Source organism: Paraburkholderia monticola (assembly GCF_001580545.1).
Classification (GTDB): Bacteria; Pseudomonadota; Gammaproteobacteria; order Burkholderiales; family Burkholderiaceae; genus Paraburkholderia; species Paraburkholderia monticola.
Map to the genome: position 1 here is coordinate 368,484 of NZ_LRBG01000005.1, position 17,368 is coordinate 385,851.

At 65.4% G+C, this 17,368-nt stretch carries 19 protein-coding genes; 16 read left to right on the forward strand and 3 right to left on the reverse strand.

Going from position 1 to position 17,368, the window contains the following annotated elements; genetic code table 11:
• Nucleotides 1-16: 16 nt before the first annotated feature.
• Nucleotides 17-502, forward strand: coding sequence for a hypothetical protein (locus CI15_RS09995; RefSeq protein ID WP_063910532.1), 486 nt, complete (start codon nt 17-19; stop codon nt 500-502).
• Between the two features lie 353 nt (nt 503-855).
• Here CI15_RS09995 and aptA read toward each other — a convergent pair whose 3' ends face one another.
• On the reverse strand, nt 856-2,184 hold the full coding sequence (gene aptA / locus CI15_RS10005) for an omega-aminotransferase AptA (RefSeq protein ID WP_062127105.1): 1,329 nt from the start codon (nt 2,182-2,184) through the stop codon (nt 856-858).
• Between the two features lie 400 nt (nt 2,185-2,584).
• Here aptA and urtA point away from each other — a divergent pair, with 400 nt between their 5' ends.
• The 15 genes from urtA to ureG all read left to right on the forward strand — a co-directional run bounded on the left by urtA (nt 2,585) and on the right by ureG (nt 15,831).
• Entirely contained in the window at nt 2,585-3,883 is a 1,299-nt protein-coding gene (gene urtA, locus CI15_RS10010) for an urea ABC transporter substrate-binding protein (protein ID WP_062127108.1), read from the forward strand.
• A 298-nt stretch (nt 3,884-4,181) separates the two neighbouring features.
• On the forward strand, nt 4,182-5,816 hold the full coding sequence (gene urtB / locus CI15_RS10020; protein WP_062127219.1) for an urea ABC transporter permease subunit UrtB: 1,635 nt from the start codon (nt 4,182-4,184) through the stop codon (nt 5,814-5,816).
• A gap of 1 nt (nt 5,817) precedes the next feature.
• Nucleotides 5,818-7,017, forward strand: a complete 1,200-nt coding sequence (urtC, locus tag CI15_RS10025; protein WP_062127114.1) for an urea ABC transporter permease subunit UrtC — start codon at nt 5,818-5,820, stop codon at nt 7,015-7,017.
• Nucleotides 7,017-7,880 (forward strand): urea ABC transporter ATP-binding protein UrtD, encoded by an 864-nt coding sequence (gene urtD, locus CI15_RS10030; RefSeq protein WP_062127117.1) that lies wholly within the window; start codon nt 7,017-7,019, stop codon nt 7,878-7,880. Before urtC ends, urtD begins: the two co-directional genes overlap by 1 nt.
• A 40-nt stretch (nt 7,881-7,920) precedes the next feature.
• The gene (gene urtE, locus CI15_RS10035; protein WP_062127120.1) at nt 7,921-8,613 is read left to right on the forward strand and encodes an urea ABC transporter ATP-binding subunit UrtE; all 693 of its coding nucleotides are present in this window, start codon (nt 7,921-7,923) and stop codon (nt 8,611-8,613) included.
• Nucleotides 8,614-8,688: 75 nt separating this feature from the next.
• Nucleotides 8,689-9,048 carry a hypothetical protein gene (locus tag CI15_RS10040; protein ID WP_062127123.1) on the forward strand — a complete coding sequence of 120 codons (360 nt, stop codon included), beginning with the start codon at nt 8,689-8,691 and terminating at the stop codon, nt 9,046-9,048.
• A gap of 68 nt (nt 9,049-9,116) precedes the next feature.
• The gene (locus tag CI15_RS10045) at nt 9,117-9,314 is read left to right on the forward strand and encodes a hypothetical protein (protein ID WP_062127125.1); all 198 of its coding nucleotides are present in this window, start codon (nt 9,117-9,119) and stop codon (nt 9,312-9,314) included.
• A gap of 75 nt (nt 9,315-9,389) precedes the next feature.
• Nucleotides 9,390-10,259 carry an urease accessory protein UreD gene (locus CI15_RS10050; protein WP_062127128.1) on the forward strand — a complete coding sequence of 290 codons (870 nt, stop codon included), beginning with the start codon at nt 9,390-9,392 and terminating at the stop codon, nt 10,257-10,259.
• A 219-nt stretch (nt 10,260-10,478) separates the two neighbouring features.
• On the forward strand, nt 10,479-11,291 hold the full coding sequence (locus CI15_RS10055; protein WP_062127131.1) for a transporter substrate-binding domain-containing protein: 813 nt from the start codon (nt 10,479-10,481) through the stop codon (nt 11,289-11,291).
• Between the two features lie 133 nt (nt 11,292-11,424).
• Nucleotides 11,425-11,727: an urease subunit gamma gene (gene ureA / locus CI15_RS10060; RefSeq protein ID WP_008923043.1), complete on the forward strand. Its 303-nt coding sequence runs from the start codon at nt 11,425-11,427 to the stop codon at nt 11,725-11,727.
• Between the two features lie 25 nt (nt 11,728-11,752).
• Nucleotides 11,753-12,058, forward strand: coding sequence for an urease subunit beta (locus CI15_RS10065; RefSeq protein WP_062127134.1), 306 nt, complete (start codon nt 11,753-11,755; stop codon nt 12,056-12,058).
• A gap of 79 nt (nt 12,059-12,137) precedes the next feature.
• On the forward strand, nt 12,138-13,844 hold the full coding sequence (gene ureC / locus CI15_RS10070; RefSeq protein ID WP_062127137.1) for an urease subunit alpha: 1,707 nt from the start codon (nt 12,138-12,140) through the stop codon (nt 13,842-13,844).
• A gap of 2 nt (nt 13,845-13,846) precedes the next feature.
• On the forward strand, nt 13,847-14,488 hold the full coding sequence (gene ureE, locus CI15_RS10075) for an urease accessory protein UreE (RefSeq protein ID WP_062127140.1): 642 nt from the start codon (nt 13,847-13,849) through the stop codon (nt 14,486-14,488).
• Complete coding sequence (locus tag CI15_RS10080) at nt 14,475-15,155, forward strand: urease accessory protein UreF (RefSeq protein WP_062127222.1); 681 nt, start codon at nt 14,475-14,477, stop codon at nt 15,153-15,155. Before ureE ends, CI15_RS10080 begins: the two co-directional genes overlap by 14 nt.
• 19 nt (nt 15,156-15,174) lie before the next feature.
• Entirely contained in the window at nt 15,175-15,831 is a 657-nt protein-coding gene (gene ureG / locus CI15_RS10085) for an urease accessory protein UreG (RefSeq protein WP_062127143.1), read from the forward strand.
• 12 nt (nt 15,832-15,843) lie between these two features.
• On the opposite strand, the gene CI15_RS10090 is transcribed toward ureG, so the two are convergent.
• Together CI15_RS10090 and waaA are read right to left on the reverse strand one after the other, a co-directional pair.
• Complete coding sequence (locus tag CI15_RS10090) at nt 15,844-16,056, reverse strand: hypothetical protein (RefSeq protein WP_062127146.1); 213 nt, start codon at nt 16,054-16,056, stop codon at nt 15,844-15,846.
• The gene (gene waaA / locus CI15_RS10095; protein WP_062127149.1) at nt 16,053-17,366 is read right to left on the reverse strand and encodes a lipid IV(A) 3-deoxy-D-manno-octulosonic acid transferase; all 1,314 of its coding nucleotides are present in this window, start codon (nt 17,364-17,366) and stop codon (nt 16,053-16,055) included. Before waaA ends, CI15_RS10090 begins: the two co-directional genes overlap by 4 nt.
• Nucleotides 17,367-17,368: the final 2 nt, after the last annotated feature.

Sequence of the window (17,368 nt, forward strand, 5' to 3'; positions counted from 1 at the left end):
TCGAGGAATATTCTTAATGACTAACAATCAACGAGAAATTGAGCGTCGCTTGTCGGTACTTCAAGGCTTGGAATGGAGCGGCATCAGTCGTGCAGCGAATATGCTTACCTTGGGTTTTGGCCCGAAGCACGAAGCGAAGAATTTTTATGGTGTATCCAAGCAGGTCAGCGCATGGGCTCTGCATATTCAGTGCGCCTGGACCCTGTGTGAGGCGGGCAAAGTCATCGCAACTGAGGAATCGATCGGGGGTTCCGACGAGAAGGCCAACGCATTTGTACTGCGTCTGCAGCAATTGTTGGCCCGGAAAGCATCGATCATCGTTGAGAACATATCGGCCCACCCCGACTGCGGCCTCGTCGTTTCTTTGTCGCAAGCGTTCCGTTTGATCGTAGCGCCGGACGTAACATCGGATACCGAGAACTGGCGGTTCTTCGAGTCGAAACGCGACGCAAAACATTTGGTGATTGTGGGCGGGACTGTCGCTCCTGAATCGTTCGATTGAAGCACAAAAGCCGACCCTCGCGAGTCGGCTTTTTGTGCTCGTCTTTCCCGGCTGTTTATTCACGAGGCCTGACTCTGCCACAAAGCACCCGATAGCCATGCCCCAATTCACTGTACCGCCTGCTCGACAAACTTGACGATGCCAAGATTCACTACTCCCTAAGCCGCCAACGAAGGAGCAGCATACTTGTTTCCGTCACCTTCCTTGGCCGGCGCATCGAAATCGACGCGTTCGGCGATGGGCATATGGATGTGTCTCGTTTTGTTGGGCACGAAGATATCGAAGGCGGCGCGGAGTTGATCGACTCGATCATTGCCCTCGGCTAAGCTCGCGCGGCCTTCGCGAGCGCCCCCCTACGCCGTCTCCCTCAACACCTGCGCCACCGTCTCAAAGATCTCCTCGATCTGCGCTTCTTCGATGATCAGCGGCGGCGAGAACGCGAGAATATCGCCGGTGTAGCGCACCAACACGCCCTTCTCGTAGCAGCGCACGAACACATCATAAGCGCGCGTGCCCGGCGCGCCGTCGCGCGATGACAGCTCCACGCCGCCCACGAGCCCCAGATTGCGCACGTCGATCACATGCGGCTCGCCGCGCAGCTTGTGAATCGCGCGTTCGAACAGCGGCGCCGTCCGCGCGGCGCGTTCGAACAGCTGTTCGCGCTCGTAGAGATCGATGGCGGCGCACGTGGCGGCTGCCGCAAGCGGATGCCCCGAATACGTATAGCCGTGAAATAGCTCGATACCGCCCGGCGCGCCACCGACGATCGTATCGTGAATCTTCGCGCTCGCCGCGACGGCGCCCATCGGCACCGCGGCGTTGTTGGTGCCCTTGGCCATCGTCAGCAGATCGGGCGTCACGCCGAAGTACTGCGCGGCGAACGGCGCGCCGAGGCGCCCCCAGCCGGTGATCACTTCGTCGAAGATCAGCAGGATGCCGTGCTTGTCGCAGATGTCGCGCAGCCGCTGCAAATAGCCCTGCGGTGGAATCAGCACGCCGGCCGAGCCTGCCACCGGCTCGACGATCACCGCGGCGAGCGTCGACGCATCGTGCAGCGTGACGAGCCGTTCGAGTTCGTCGGCCAGATGCGCGCCCCACGCAGGCTGCCCCTTCGAATACGCCGCTTCCTTCAGATTCAGCGTGTGCGGCAAATGATCGACCGCCGGCAGCAGAGCACCTGAAAACGCCTTGCGATTGAGCGTCATACCGCCAACCGAAATCCCGCCGAAGCCGACGCCGTGATAACCGCGCTCGCGTCCGATCATCCGCGTGCGCTGCCCCTCGCCTTTCGCGCGGTGATAGGCAAGCGCGATCTTCAGCGCGGTATCGACCGCTTCGGAACCCGAGTTCGTCAGGAAGATGTGCTTCAGATCGCCCGGCGTATGACGCGCGATTTTCGTCGCGGCCTCGAAGGCTTTCGGATGCCCCATCTGGAAGGTCGGCGCGAAATCCATTTCCGCGGCCTGCGCCTGTACCGCCGCGACGATCTCGTCGCGGCAATGGCCGGCGTTCACACACCACAAGCCCGCCGTGCCGTCGAGCACGCGGCGGCCATCGTGCGTCGTGTAGTACATCCCCTTCGCGCTCGCGAGCAGCCGCGGCGCGCTCTTGAACTGACGGTTCGCGGTAAACGGCATCCAGAACGCGGACATGTCGGGTGGGGTGGCGGCGGGTTCGGTCATGTCGGGTCTCCCTGTTCGGCATCGGTGGTCTTTCAGTCTAGGCAGAGCGCGCGTCATGCACAAAGACGCGGCGCGCCGCTACCGCCCATGCACCGCCGCTGCACCGCGTGTGCAAGCGGCGCTTCGCTGGCGGCGAAGCACGCTTCGTCGCGGCGCGACGCGCACCCGAACGAGGCGCGTCGCGCGCGGCTGCACCAGTTTCGCGCCGCGCCGTCGACGCGCCGGCTCGCCGCCCCCGCGCCGATAGCCGCGCCGCATCAGGCACCGCCCGCGCAGCGCGCTCCAGGCATCACTTGGCATATGCCTTGCAGTAGAGGTGCGGCAAGTCGTGCGAGCTCGGCCTGGCTGGCTGAAATCGACGCTCATAAACAGTGACCATCAATTGGCAAGGGGAAAGCACATGAAACGACGCAGTCTGTTGAAGTTCGGCTCCATGTCTGGCGCGCTCGCGCTCGCGGGCCGCGTGCCGTTCGCGCACGCGCAGTCCGATAGCGGTCCGATCAAGGTGGGGATCCTGCATTCGCTGTCCGGCACGATGGCGATCTCCGAGACGTCGCTGAAGGACACCGCGTTGATGACGATCTCCGACATCAACAAGAACGGCGGCGTCATGGGCCGCCAGATCCAGCCGGTGGTCGTCGACCCCGCCTCGAACTGGCCGCTGTTTGCCGAGAAGGCGCGCCAGCTTCTGACGCAGGACAAGTGCGCGGTCGTATTCGGCTGCTGGACCTCGGTGTCGCGCAAGTCGGTGCTGCCGGTGTTCGAGGAGCTGAACGGCCTGCTGTTCTATCCGGTGCAGTACGAAGGCGAGGAGATGTCGCGCAACGTGTTCTATACGGGCGCCGCGCCGAACCAGCAGGCGATTCCCGCGACCGAATACCTGATGAGCGCCGAGGGCGGCGGTGCGAAGCGCTTCTTCCTGCTCGGCACCGACTATGTGTATCCGCGCACGACCAACAAGATCCTGCGCGCGTTCCTCAAATCGAAGGGCGTACAGGAAGTCGATATTCAGGAGGTCTACACGCCGTTCGGCCACAGCGACTATCAGACCATCGTCGCGAACATCAAGACCTTCTCGCAGGGCGGCAAGACCGCGGTGATCTCGACCGTGAACGGCGATTCGAACGTGCCGTTCTACAAGGAGCTGGGCAACCAGGGGCTGAAGGCATCGGACGTGCCGGTCGTCGCGTTCTCGGTCGGCGAGGAGGAACTGCGCGGGATCGATACGAAGCCGCTCGTCGGCAATCTCGCGGCGTGGAACTACTTCATGTCGGTGCGCAACCCGACCAACGAGAAGTTCAAGAAAGAATGGGCCACGTGGGTCAAGGACAACAATCTGCCGGGCGGTTCGAAGCGCGTGACCAACGATCCGATGGAAGCGACCTTCGTCGGTATCCATATGTGGAAGCAGGCAGTCGAAAAAGCGAAGAGCACCGAAGTCGACAAGGTGCGCGTCGCGATGATCGGGCAGACCTTCGCCGCGCCGTCGGGCTTCACGCTGGAGATGGACGGCAACCACCATCTGCACAAGCCCGTGATGATCGGCGAGGTGCGCGCGGACGGCCAGTTCAACGTCGTATGGCGCACCAAGGGACCGATTCGCGCGCAGCCGTGGAGCCCGTTCATCGCCGGCAATGCGGGCAAGCCGGATGTGGTCAGCTCGATTCCGGCGTTTCTGCGGCGCTCGCGCGTCGCATGACGTGTCGGCCCGAGCCTCGTTGCGGCTCGCCGCGCAGAGGTGGCGCGCGGTTCGCCGCGCGCGTCTCGCGGCACCGGCCGAACTGGCCCCGACGGGCGGCCTGCGGTTCGACACACGCGAGCCGCGTGCGACGCAGGCGCCTTGCGCTTCGCGCAGCCGCGGCGCGAACGCCCTGTTGCGCGATGTGAGCTCGCAAGCCGATGCGCTGCGACGTCGCGCTGACGTTACAGCGACGTCTCACGCGACGCCCTCGCCCGCCTAACCGGCCCATCGATTCAACCCAGTGCAAAAGGCCATCATGGCGTTTTCATTTCCGACTTCCCTACGGCGACGCGGCGCGGTACTCCTGTTGCCGCTCGCGATACTTCTCGGCGTCGCGCCGTCCGCCACGTTCGCGCTGACCCAGGCCGACGTCGCGCCGCTCGCCGGCGACGACTTCGAGGCGAAGTCCGCCGCGATCGACAAGCTGATCGCCACGCACGACACCGCGTCGCTCGCGGTGCTGAAGGCGCTCGCCGACGACAGCGCGCTCGCCACCGACGCCGGCGCGGTCCTGCTGCAGGACGGCGACGCCACACGCGATGCCGTCACCGGCCAGCCGGTCGCCGCGAGCGACGCGCAGCCGGTCACGCTGAACAACCTGCTGCGCTCGAAAGTGGCGGGCGCGCTGTCGGGGCTGCAACTCGCCTCGCCCGATCCGGCGACGCGCGCAGCCGCCGTCGACGCGCTGCTGCAAAACCCCGATCCGTCGCTCAAACCGCTCGTCGACGCGGCGCGCGCGAAGGAGACCGATCCTGCGCTGAAGAAACGTCTCGACACGCTATGGGCGATGAGCGCCTTGCACGACCCGGATCCGGCGAGGCGCCTCGAAGCGGTGCAACTGGTCGCCGCGCGCCACGACCTCGACATGAATGAACTGCTGCGCCCGCTAGTCGCAAAGAAAGCCGACGGCACGTTTGCCGAGAGCGACGAACGCGTGCGCACGGCCGCGCAAAGCGGCATCGATGAGCTCGATGCGATCCAGCGCCGCAGCCAGATCGCCGGCACGCTGTTCGCGGGGCTGTCGCTCGGCAGCGTGCTGCTGCTCGCCGCGCTCGGTCTCGCGATCACGTACGGGCTGATCGGCGTCATCAACATGGCGCACGGCGAATTCCTGATGATCGGCGCGTACGCGACCTACGTCGTGCAGAACCTCGTGCAGCGCTTCGCGCCCAACGCGTTCGACTGGTATCCGCTGCTGGCGATTCCGGCCGCGTTCGTCGCGGCGGCGCTGGTCGGCATCGTGCTCGAACGGCTCGTGCTGAAGCACCTGTACGGCCGCCCGCTCGAAACGCTGCTGACCACCTTCGGCGTGAGCCTGATCCTGATTCAGGCGACCCGCATGCTGTTCGGCGCGCAGAACGTGCAGGTCGTCAATCCGTCGTGGATGAGCGGCGGCGTCACCGTGCTGCCGAACCTGATCCTGCCGTACAACCGGCTGGCGATTCTCGCGTTCTCGCTGATCGTCGTCGCGATCGCATGGGCCGTGCTCACGCGCACGCGGCTCGGTCTGTTCGTGCGCGCGGTCACGCAGAACCGCCGCATGGCCGCGTGCGTCGGCGTGAAAACCGCGCGCGTCGATTCGTATGCGTTCGCGTTCGGCGCGGGCATCGCGGGGCTGGGCGGCTGCGCGCTGTCGCAGATCGGCAATGTCGGGCCGGACCTCGGCCAGAGCTACATCATCGATTCGTTCATGGCGGTCGTGCTCGGCGGCGTCGGCCAGCTTGCGGGCACCGTGCTCGGCGGCTTCGGTCTCGGGCTCGTCAGCAAGGCGATCGAACCGTTCTGGGGCGCGGTGCTCGCGAAGATCGCGGTGCTCGTGCTGATCGTGCTGTTCATCCAGAAGCGTCCGCAGGGCATGTTCGCCTTGAAGGGCCGTAGCGCGGAGGCGTGAGATGACATCGGCCACTTCATCGGCAAACCCCACTTCTGCTGCGTCGGCGCGCGCTGGTGCGGCTGGCGCGGGCGGCACGCGCGAGTCCGACACCGGCTTCGCGCTCGGCCTGCCGCCGCGTCCCGCGCTGCTGTCGCGTCCCGCGTGGCTTGCGCTGATCGCACTGATCATCGTGTTCGGCCTCGGCGTGCCGTTCGCCGCGCTCGTGATTCCGGAGACGAGCGCCTTGCATCTGTCCGCCTACGCGATGACGCTGACCGGCAAGTTCATGTGCTACGCGATCGCGGCGCTCGCACTCGATCTCGTCTGGGGCTACTGCGGCATCCTGAGCCTCGGCCACGCGCTGTTTTTCGCGCTGGGCGGCTACGCGATCGGCATGTACCTGATGCGCGCGATCGGCCACGACGGCAAGTACGGTAGCGATCTGCCCGACTTCATGGTGTTTCTCGACTGGCATCAGCTGCCGTGGTACTGGCAGGGTACGCAACATCTCGGCTACGCGCTGCTGCTCGTCGTGCTGGTGCCGGCCGTGGTCGCGTGGGTGTTCGGCTTCTTCACGTTCCGCTCGCGCGTGAAGGGCGTCTATCTGTCGATCATCACGCAAGCCATGACCTTCGCCGCCATGCTGCTCTTCTATCGCAACGAAACGGGTTTCGGCGGCAATAACGGCTTTACCGACTTCAAGCGCATCGCCGGTTTTCCGATCACGCATCAGGGCACGCGCGCCGCGTTGCTGCTGATCACGTTCGCGGTGCTGATCGCCGCGTTCATCGGCGCGCGTGCGATCGTCACCTCGAAGCTCGGCCGCGTCGTGACCGCGGTGCGCGACGGCGAAACGCGGCTGATGTTCCTCGGCTACAGCCCGCTCGCGTACAAGCTGTTCGTGTGGACCGTGTCGGCGGTGCTGTGCGGGATCGCGGGCGCGCTCTATGTGCCGCAGGTCGGCATCATCAACCCGGGCGAGATGTCGCCGGGCAACTCGATCGAAATGGCGATCTGGGTGGCGGTCGGCGGACGCGGCACGCTGATCGGACCGATCATCGGCGCGTTCGCGGTGAATGGGGCAAAGAGCTTTTTCACGGCGAACTTCCCGGAATACTGGCTGTTCTTTCTCGGCCTGATCTTCGTGCTGGTGCCGCTCTTGCTGCCCAACGGCATCATGGGGCTGGCCGATCTGCTGACGCGTAAAAGGAACCGCTGATGAATGAAAACCCGATGGTTCCCGATCTGGATCTGCCCGAGTCCCCCCCTGAACGGTCGTTGAGCGGGGTCGCGAGCATGGGGCACGCGGTCGTGCCCGGCGAGATCGACGTCTCGCACGGCACGATCCTGTACCTCGAAGACGTGACGGTCAGCTTCGACGGTTTTCGCGCCTTGAACGCGCTGACGCTCGCCATCGATGCCGGCGAATTGCGCTGCATCATCGGTCCGAACGGCGCGGGCAAGACCACGATGATGGACGTGATCACCGGCAAGACCCCGCCCGATCACGGCAAGGTGTTTCTCGGCCAGTCGATCGACCTCACGCGCATGAACGAGCCCGCGATCGCGCGCGCCGGCATCGGCCGCAAGTTCCAGAAGCCGACGGTGTTCGAGCAGCATCCCGTGTGGGAAAACCTCGAACTCGCGATGAAGACCGACAAGGGCTGGTGGGCGTCGCTGCGCGCGCGGCTCGATCGCGACGCGCAGGCGCGCATCGAGGAAACGCTGGCGCTGATCGGGCTCGAGAGCGAAGCGCGACGGCTCGCCGGCGAGCTGTCGCACGGCCAGAAGCAGCGCCTCGAAATCGGCATGCTGCTAATGCAGCAACCGGCCCTGCTGCTGCTCGACGAACCCGCGGCCGGCATGACCGACGACGAAACCATGCAGCTCGCCGAGTTGCTCAATCACCTGCGCGGCACCTGCTCGATGATGGTCGTCGAGCACGACATGGAGTTCGTCGCGGCGCTCGCGGGCGACGCGGGCAAGGTAACGGTGATGGCCGAAGGACGCGTGCTCGCGCACGGCACGCTCGACGAAGTGAAGCGCGATGAGACCGTGATCGAGTCTTATCTTGGCCGCTGAGCGCGCCAGCGCTTCGTCAACTCGACAGGATGACTGAACAATGCTCGAAGTAGACCGCTTGAACCAGTACTACGGTGGCAGCCATATTCTGCGCGACGTGAAGCTGACCGTGCCCGACGGCAAGCTGACCGTGCTGCTCGGGCGCAACGGCGTCGGCAAGACCACGCTGTTGCGCTGCCTCATGGGCGTCGTGCCGGCGAAAAGCGGGGCGATCGCGTGGCGCGGCGCACCGCTGATGAAACTGCCGACCTATGCGCGCGTCGCCCAGGGGCTCGCCTACGTGCCACAGGGCCGCGATATTTTTCCGCGCCTGACCGTCGAGGAAAATCTGCTGGTCGGCGCCGCGAGCAGAAAGGCGCCGAAGAAGATCCCCGAGCGCATCTACGAACTGTTCCCGGTGCTGAAGGACATGCGCAACCGGCGCGGCGGCGATCTGTCCGGCGGTCAGCAGCAACAGCTCGCGATCGGCCGCGCGCTGATGAGCGAGCCGCAACTGCTGATCCTCGACGAACCGACCGAGGGCATTCAGCCGTCCATCATTCAGGACATCGGCCGCACGCTGCGGCAGCTCGTCGAGGAAATGGGCATGACGGTGCTGCTCGTCGAGCAGTACTACGACTTCGCGAAAGCGATCGCCGACCGTTACTGGGTGATGAGCCGCGGCGAGATCATCGCGGGCGGCGACGGGGCGAACATGGATGCGGACGGGGTAAGGGGGTTGATAGCTGTGTAAGGTCGCTCAAGTTATCCGCCGCGCAACCGTTAGACAGGCTAGGGAGTGCCGCAACGGTGCGATCAGGTGGAGATCATGGACGACAAAAAGCCGGTCAGACGCGAGTTCTACAGAAACTCGGCCTCTTATTGCAGGGTGATGGACGTCGTGTCGGCGGTCACCTTCGGTTTGTTCCAGGTGGACGGCGGCGGTACGGTCGGCATGCTGTCGGTGCGCTGGGAGAAGCTCGGCAACGAACTCGCGCCACAGCTGCACGCGTACTACGACAGCTGGCACGTGCTCGCTTCATTCCCCGACGTGCTCGCGAGAATGGGCGAGATCACCGGTCCGTCGTGCTCGCCGGAAGCTTTCTGTCAGCTATTGCTCGACTGCGGCTTCGTCAATCGCGTGGAACGCGGTGTGGACGATCACGCCGAGCCGACGCTCATACGCTAGATTCGCTAGATATGCCCACGACCCGACCGGGGTCGTCGGCACTACATCAATCGAGAAGGGAGAAAAGCATGTCGGTGACGGTTCACGTCGAATATCAGTACTGCCAACACGGCAAGAAAGCAATCCAGACAGGCAGCGACACGTTGACCGTCGAGGAAAACTCCCCGCGCGCGATCCTCTCGCTGCTGCGGCTGCTGCATCCGCAGTGGGAAGGCATCAAGGTGCTGTCGGCGACCGAGGCCTCGCCTGAAGGGGCCGCCTCGTAGCCGTTACCGCGCGGGCTGCGCGCGTCGACACGCGTGCTATCCTCGCTCGTCCACGCCGACTCCCCCTCCATCCGCATGTCGCTTCACGAAAACCACGCCACGCTCGCCGCCGCGCACACGCCGTGGCGCGCGCGTCTCGAACTCGGCTTCGTCGACGACGACGCTCGCACGACGCTCGCGCACCGACTTCACGATGGTCCGCTGCGCGTGCAACGGCCGCTCTATCCGGAAGGCCCGGCGATCTGTCACGCGGTGATCGTGCATCCGCCCGGTGGCGTCGCGGGCGGCGATCAGCTCGACGTCGACATTGCGCTCGGCGCCCGCACGCACGCGGTACTGACGACACCGGGCGCAACCAAGTGGTACAAGTCGAACGGCCGTGCGGCACAGCAGCGCATCGCGCTGCGCGTCGGCGAACAGGCGAAGCTCGACTGGCTGCCGCAGAACAACATCGTGTTCGATCACGCCAACGCGCAACTCGATTTTTCGCTGACGCTCGCCGATGGCGCGAGCGCGATCGGTTGGGACGCGACGCAGCTCGGACGGCAGGCGGCCGGCGAACGCTGGTCGGCGGGTAGCTTGCGCACGGTGGCGCGCATCGTCGGCGCGAATGGCGAGCTGCTGTGGTTCGAACGCGCGAGCCTCACCGCCGACGATCCGCTGCGCGACGCGCCGCAAGGGCTCGCGGGCTTTCCGGCCTACGGCACGCTGTGGGCCGTCGGCGCCGCGTGCGACGACGCGCTCGCCGAAGCGCTGAGCGCGCAGCTGCCGTTCGACGATACGTTGCGCGCGGCCGCCTCTTGCGTGACGAACGGCGTGCTGGTCGTGCGTGCGGTATCGCGCTCGATGGAAACGCTGCAGCACGCGCTCACGCGCTGCTGGCTGCATTTGCGGCCGGTCGTGCACGGTGTCGCGGCGGTGCCGTTGCGAATCTGGTCGACCTGAGCACGCAGCTCCCCTTTCACTTTCATGACACGCTTCGCGCACCATGGCGGCGCACGCGCACGCCCCAACGATGTGCGCGTGCGAAGCCCAACGCGCCGCCCGCCCCAGCCCAGCGCGATGGCACACAGCTTGCATTGGATTCGCCACTTCGCGGCCGGCCACGAAGAAGCCGGCGCCAACTGACACCCAAGACACGACCACCACCACCGCTCACGCCCCATGACCCGCACTCTTCCCCGCGCCGCGCGCCGCGCCGTGCTGACCGCATTGCTCGCCCTGCCCATCATCACCGACCTCGCGTTTCATGCGGGCGCCGCGCGCGCCGACACGCTCGACAACATCGCGAAGGCCGGTGTCCTGAAAGTCGCCGTGCCCGAGGACTACCCGCCGTTCGGCTCGGTCGGCCCCGACATGAAGCCGCAGGGCTATGACATCGACACGGCCGCGCTGCTGGCCAAAGCGATGAACGTGAAGCTCGAACTCGTGCCGGTCAACAGCGCGAACCGCATTCCGTATCTGCAAACCGGCAAGGTCGATCTCGTGATCTCGTCGCTCGGCAAAACGCCCGAGCGCGAGAAAGTGATCGATTTCTCGAGCGCGTACGCGCCGTACTACCAGGGCGTGTTCGGTCCCGCCGACATCAAGGTAAGCGGTCCCGCCGATCTGACCGGCAAAACCGTCGGCGCGACGCGCGGCGCGCTCGAGGAAATCGGCCTCACGCAGATGGCGCCGAACGCGACGATCAAGCGCTTCGAGGACAACAACGCGACGATCGCCGCGTTCCTGTCCGGCCAGGTGCAGCTGATCGCGGCCGGCAACATCGTCGCGGCCGCAATCCTCGCGAAGAATCCGCCGCGCCGCCCGGAGCCGAAGTTCGTGATCAAGAACTCGCCGTGTTTCGTCGGCATGAACAAGAACGAGCCGCGCCTGCAACAGAAGGTCGATGCCGCGATCGCGCAGGCCAAACAGGACGGCACGCTCGGTGCGATGTCGAAGAAGTGGTTCGGTGCGCCGCTGCCCGCCGATCTGTAATGCTGCAAAATGCGGCTGCAAGTGCCTTTGTAAGCGCGCCGTTAGCCGGACTTGATACCGTGACCGGCTGATGGCGCGACTCGCTGCAAGCACGACGCCGCCACGACACATCCACGCCAAGAACCGACACCCGATGAAGCTGACACCTCGCGAGAAGGACAAGCTGCTGATCTTCACCGCCGCGCTGCTCGCCGAACGGCGCCGCGCGCGCGGCCTCAAGCTGAACTATCCGGAGGCGGTCGCCTTCATCACCGCCGCGCTGATGGAAGCCGCGCGCGACGGCAAGAGCGTCGCCGAGGTCATGCACTACGGCACCACGCTGCTCACGCGCGCCGACGTGATGGAGGGCGTGCCCGAGATGATCCCCGACATCCAGGTCGAAGCGACGTTCCCCGATGGAACGAAGCTCGTCACCGTCCATCATCCGATTCCCTGAACTCCTCACCGTCAAGGCAGGCTCCATGATTCCCGGCGAACTCCTCATCGACGACGGCGAGCACGAATTGAACGCGGGCCGCGCGACGGTCACGGTGGTCGTGTCGAATACCGGCGACCGTCCCGTGCAGATCGGCTCGCACTACCATTTCTACGAAGTGAACGAGGCGCTGTCGTTCGATCGCGAAGCGGCGCGCGGCTTTCGCCTGAATATTGCGGCCGGCACCGCGGTGCGCTTCGAGCCCGGCCAGGAGCGCACGGTCGAACTCGTTGCGCTTGCAGGCGATCGCATCGTCTACGGCTTCAACGGCAAGGTGATGGGCAAGCTGTAATGCCCCGCCCGCGCCCTGGCGTTCCGCGCGCCCTGCTCCGTTTTACTGCGTTGCCCGTAGCCCATTCCGGACCCACACCATGACACTACGCATTGGCCGCCGCGCATACGCGGAGATGTTCGGCCCCACCACCGGCGACCGCGTGCGCCTCGCCGACACCGAACTGCTGATCGAGATCGAGCGCGACTTCACGACCTACGGCGAAGAGGTCAAGTTCGGCGGCGGCAAGGTGATTCGCGACGGCATGGGCCAGTCGCAACGTGTGCACGCCGAGGTCGTCGATACGGTCGTGACGAACGCGGTGATCCTCGATCACTGGGGCATCGTGAAGGCCGACATCGGCATCAAGGACGGACGCATCGCCGCGATCGGCAAGGCGGGCAATCCCGACATCCAGCCGAACGTGACGATCGCGATCGGCGCTTCGACCGAAGTGATCGCGGGCGAAGGGCTGATCGTGACCGCGGGCGGCATCGATACGCACATCCACTTCATCAGCCCGCAGCAGATCGAGGAAGCGCTCGCGAGCGGCGTGACGACGATGCTCGGCGGCGGCACCGGCCCCGCGACCGGCACGAACGCGACGACCTGCACGCCGGGTCCGTGGCATCTCGAACGCATGCTGCAGGCGGCCGACGGTTATCCGATGAACCTCGGCTTTCTCGGCAAGGGCAACGTGAGCCAGCCGGCACCGCTGACCGAGCAGATCGCCGCGGGCGCGATCGGTTTGAAGCTGCACGAAGACTGGGGCACGACGCCCGCGGCGATCGACAACTGTCTTTCCGTCGCCGACGATACCGACACGCAGGTCGCGATCCATACGGATACGCTGAACGAAGCGGGCTTCGTCGAAACGACGGTGGCCGCGTTCAAGGGCCGCACGATCCACACGTATCACACCGAAGGCGCGGGCGGCGGCCATGCGCCCGACATCATCAAGGTGTGCGGCGAGGCGAACGTGCTGCCGTCGTCGACGAATCCGACGCGGCCCTATACGGTCAATACGCTCGAAGAGCACCTCGACATGCTGATGGTGTGCCATCACCTCGACCCGTCGATCGCCGAAGACATCGCGTTTGCCGAATCGCGGATTCGCCGCGAGACGATCGCCGCCGAGGACATCCTGCACGACCTCGGCGCGCTGTCGATGCTGTCTTCCGATTCGCAGGCGATGGGCCGCGTCGGCGAAGTGATCATCCGCACGTGGCAGACCGCGCACAAGATGAAAGTGCAACGCGGCGCGCTGCCCGAGGACAACGCCCGCCACGACAATTTCCGCGCGAAGCGCTATGTCGCGAAGTACACGATCAATCCGGCGATCACGCACGGCATCGCGCATGAAGTCGGTTCGATCGAACCGGGCAAATGGGCCGACCTCGTGTTCTGGGAGCCGGCGTTTTTCGGCATCAAGCCGTCGCTGATCCTCAAGGGCGGCATGATCGCGATGGCGCAGATGGGCGACCCGAATGCGTCGATTCCGACGCCGCAACCGGTGCACTATCGCGAGATGTTCGCGACGCGCGGTGGCGCACTGGGGCGCACGTCGTTGACCTTCGTGTCGCAACTGGCCGCCGATGCGAACGTCGCCGAACGCTATGGTTTGGAGAAACGCATCGTCGCGGTGAAGAACTGCCGCAACGTGACGAAGGCCGACATGATTCACAACGCGTGGCGCCCGAACATCAGCGTCGATCCGGAGACCTACCAGGTGATCGCCGACGGCCAGTTGCTGACCTGCGATCCGGCCACCGTGCTGCCGATGGCGCAACGCTATTTCCTGTTCTGATCATGCGTACACTCGACAAACTTCTGGCGCCCCATCTGAAGATTGCGCCCGTGCTCGTGAAGCGCGCACCCACGTTGACGCTTGCATTCGACGAGCGTCGCAAGAGCCGTCTCGCCGCGACGCTCGACAACGGCGAGGAAGTCGCGTTGCTGTTGCCGCGCGGCACCGTGCTGCGCGATGGCGACGTGCTCGTCGCCGATGATGGTGCTCTCGTGCGCGTCGTGGCTGCCGATGAAGCCGTACTTTATGTGCGTGCGTCGGATGCGCTGACGTTGACGCGGGCCGCGTATCACCTCGGCAATCGTCATACGCCGGTCGAAGTGGGCGCCGATTATCTGAAGCTCGAATACGATCCGGTGCTCGCCGACATGCTCAAGCGCATCGGCGCGACGGTCGAGCAGGTGTCGCTGCCGTTTCAGCCCGAAGCCGGCGCGTATGGCGGCGGCCATAAGCATGGCCACGACGAGACCTTCGCCGAGGACTATGCGCTCGCGCAGCAGGTGTTTGGCGAGCATCATGGGCATGGGCATGAACATCATGCGCATTCGCACGATCACGATCACGATCACGATCACGACCATGACCACGTGCACGACGAATCGTGCGGGCATGGGCACCACCCGCATCGTCATGCGCATCGCTGAACTCACCGCGCTGCTGCATCTCGCGTCGCCGGCGCTGCCGATCGGCGCGTTCAGCTATTCGCAGGGTCTCGAAGCGGCGATCGAAGCGCAGCTGATCACCGACGCCGACTCCGCGCGCCGGTGGATCGAACACGGTCTGACCGACGTACTCGCACGCGGCGAGTTGCCGTTCCTCGCGCAGCAGATCGAACGCTGGCGCACGCATGACGCCGTGGAACTCGCCGACGCCAACGCCGAATTTCTCGCCAGTCGCGAGTCCGCCGAACTGCGCCGCGAAACGGAGCAGATGGGTTGGTCGCTGCGGCAGTTGTGCGTGTCACTCGAATGGGGCGACGCGACCAGACGCTCGACCCTCGCGTCGCTCACCCCGCTCGCGCAGCCGACCGCATTCGCGTTCGCCGCCCACGCGCACGATGCTCCCGTCGATGCCGCGCTTGCCGCCTACGCGTTCAGTTGGGTCGAGAACCAGGCGGCGGCCGCATTGAAGGCGGTGCCGCTCGGCCAGCTCGCGGGGCAGCGCATCATCGTCGCGCTGCGCGAGCCGATCGATGCAGCCGTCGGGCGCGCGCTCGCAACCTCGCGTGAGAATCTCAATACGTTCGCGCCGCAGCTCGGCATTCTGTCGGCGCGCCACGAGTCGCAGTATTCGCGGCTCTTCCGCTCGTAGCACGATCACACGATCCATCATGAACGCACCTCATCATTCCACTTCGCCTGCCCAGACCCGCACGAAAAAGCTGCCGCCGTTGCGCGTGGGTGTCGGCGGCCCGGTCGGCTCGGGCAAGACCACGCTGCTCGAAATGCTGTGCAAGGCGATGCGCGACCAGTACGACCTCGTCGCGATCACGAACGACATCTACACGAAGGAGGACCAGCGTCTGCTGACGGTGGCGGGCGCGCTGCCGGCCGAGCGGATCATGGGCGTCGAGACGGGCGGCTGCCCGCACACGGCGATCCGCGAGGACGCATCGATCAACCTCGAAGCGGTCGACCGCATGCTGACGCGTTTTCCGGACGCGGACATCGTGTTCATCGAATCGGGCGGCGACAACCTCGCGGCGACCTTCAGCCCGGAACTGTCGGATCTGACGATCTATGTGATCGACGTGGCGGGCGGCGAGAAGATTCCGCGCAAGGGTGGGCCTGGTATCACGAAGTCGGATCTGCTCGTGATCAACAAAACGGATCTTGCGCCGCTGGTCGGTGCGAACCTCGAGGTGATGGCATCGGATGCGAAGAAAATGCGTGGGGAGCGGCCGTTTGTGATGTGTAATCTGAAGGCGCTGGAGGGGCTCGACGAGGTGGTGAAGTTTATTGAAAAGAAGGGGTTGTTGAAGGTGTGAGCAAGTAACGCTTCACTCGCCCGGATGGCATTCGAGTAGAAATGCCATCATCTCGCCTCCCTCCTTCGACAGGTAGAAGCGCACCATCTTTTCATTGAATTCGGCCGCGCGCTGCGCGGGCACGCTGAGCGCGTCGATGCCGTTCGCCATCAGTACACCGTTCATCATGAAGCGCGAGGTACGCTTGTTGCCGGTGCGCGAAACGAGGTCCCGCTCGATTGTCACTCCGGCAACAACGCCGCCAACACATCCACCGTCCTCGCCGTCGCCCCGCGATGGCGTGCCGCAAACGCCGCAGCCGCACCACCCATCGCAAGCCGTCGCGCCTTGTCGCCGAAAAGCTCGCGCAACGCGCGCGCCAGATCCGCCGGGTCCTGCACCTGCACGGCGGCACCGGCCGCGACCGCATCGGCGGTGGCTTGCGTGAAGTTGAACACGTGCGGTCCGATCAGCACCGGCACGCCGACCGCACACGCTTCGATGAGGTTCTGTCCGCCGAGCGGCAACAGACTGCCGCCGATAAACGCCAGATCCGACGCGGCATAGTAAGCACCCAACTCGCCCATCGAATCGCCGAGCAGCACGTTCACGTCATGCGGCAACGACGGCACACCACCTTCCGCGGCTCGCGCCGCCGAGGCGACTTTCGCATCGGGCGCCCAGTTCGATCGCCGTTCGAGCCGCAGCCCCGCTTTCTCGACGAGCGCGGCGACTTCATTGAAGCGTTGCGGATGACGCGGCACCAGAATCAGCAGCGCATCGTCGACGCCAAGCGCCGCGAACGCTTCGAGCACGAGCGCCTCTTCGCCCTCGCGTGTGCTCGCGGCGACCCATACGGGCCGCGTGCCGATCGCCGCGCGCCATGCGTGGCCGCGCGCCGAGAGTTCGGGCGGCGTGCTCATGTCGAACTTCAGATTGCCGAGCACCGCGACGTTGCGCGCGCCGAGCGAGGTCAAGCGCTCGGCATCGGACGGACTCTGCGCGAGCACGCGCGAGAAGCCGCCGAACACGTCCTTGGTCGCACCGCCGAATTTCGCCGCGCGCTTATACGAACGCGCCGACATCCGCGCGTTGGTCAGCACGAGCGGCACATCGGCGCGCCGGCATTCGTCGATCAGGGTCGGCCACACTTCGGTTTCCATCACGAGACCAAGCGACGGCCGCCACGCACGCAGAAAGCGCCGCACGGCCTGCGGCATGTCATACGGGAGATAACTGCGCAGCACGCGGTCGCCGAAAATCTCGATACCGGTCGCGCGGCCGCTCGGCGTCATGTGCGTGAGCAGAATGCGCACGTCGGGGCGCGCCTTCATCAGCGCATCGATCAGCGGCTGCGCGGCGCGCGTCTCGCCGACCGATACCGCGTGCACCCAGATCAACGGCGCGCCGTCTTCGGGTAAGCGCCCGCGCGAATAACCGAAGCGCTCGCCGATATGCTCGCGATAACCGCGCTCCTTGCGCGAACGGATCAGCAGACGCAGCACGGCCAGCGGCGCGATCAGCCACCAGAGCGCGCGATAGATCGCTCTTAGCATCG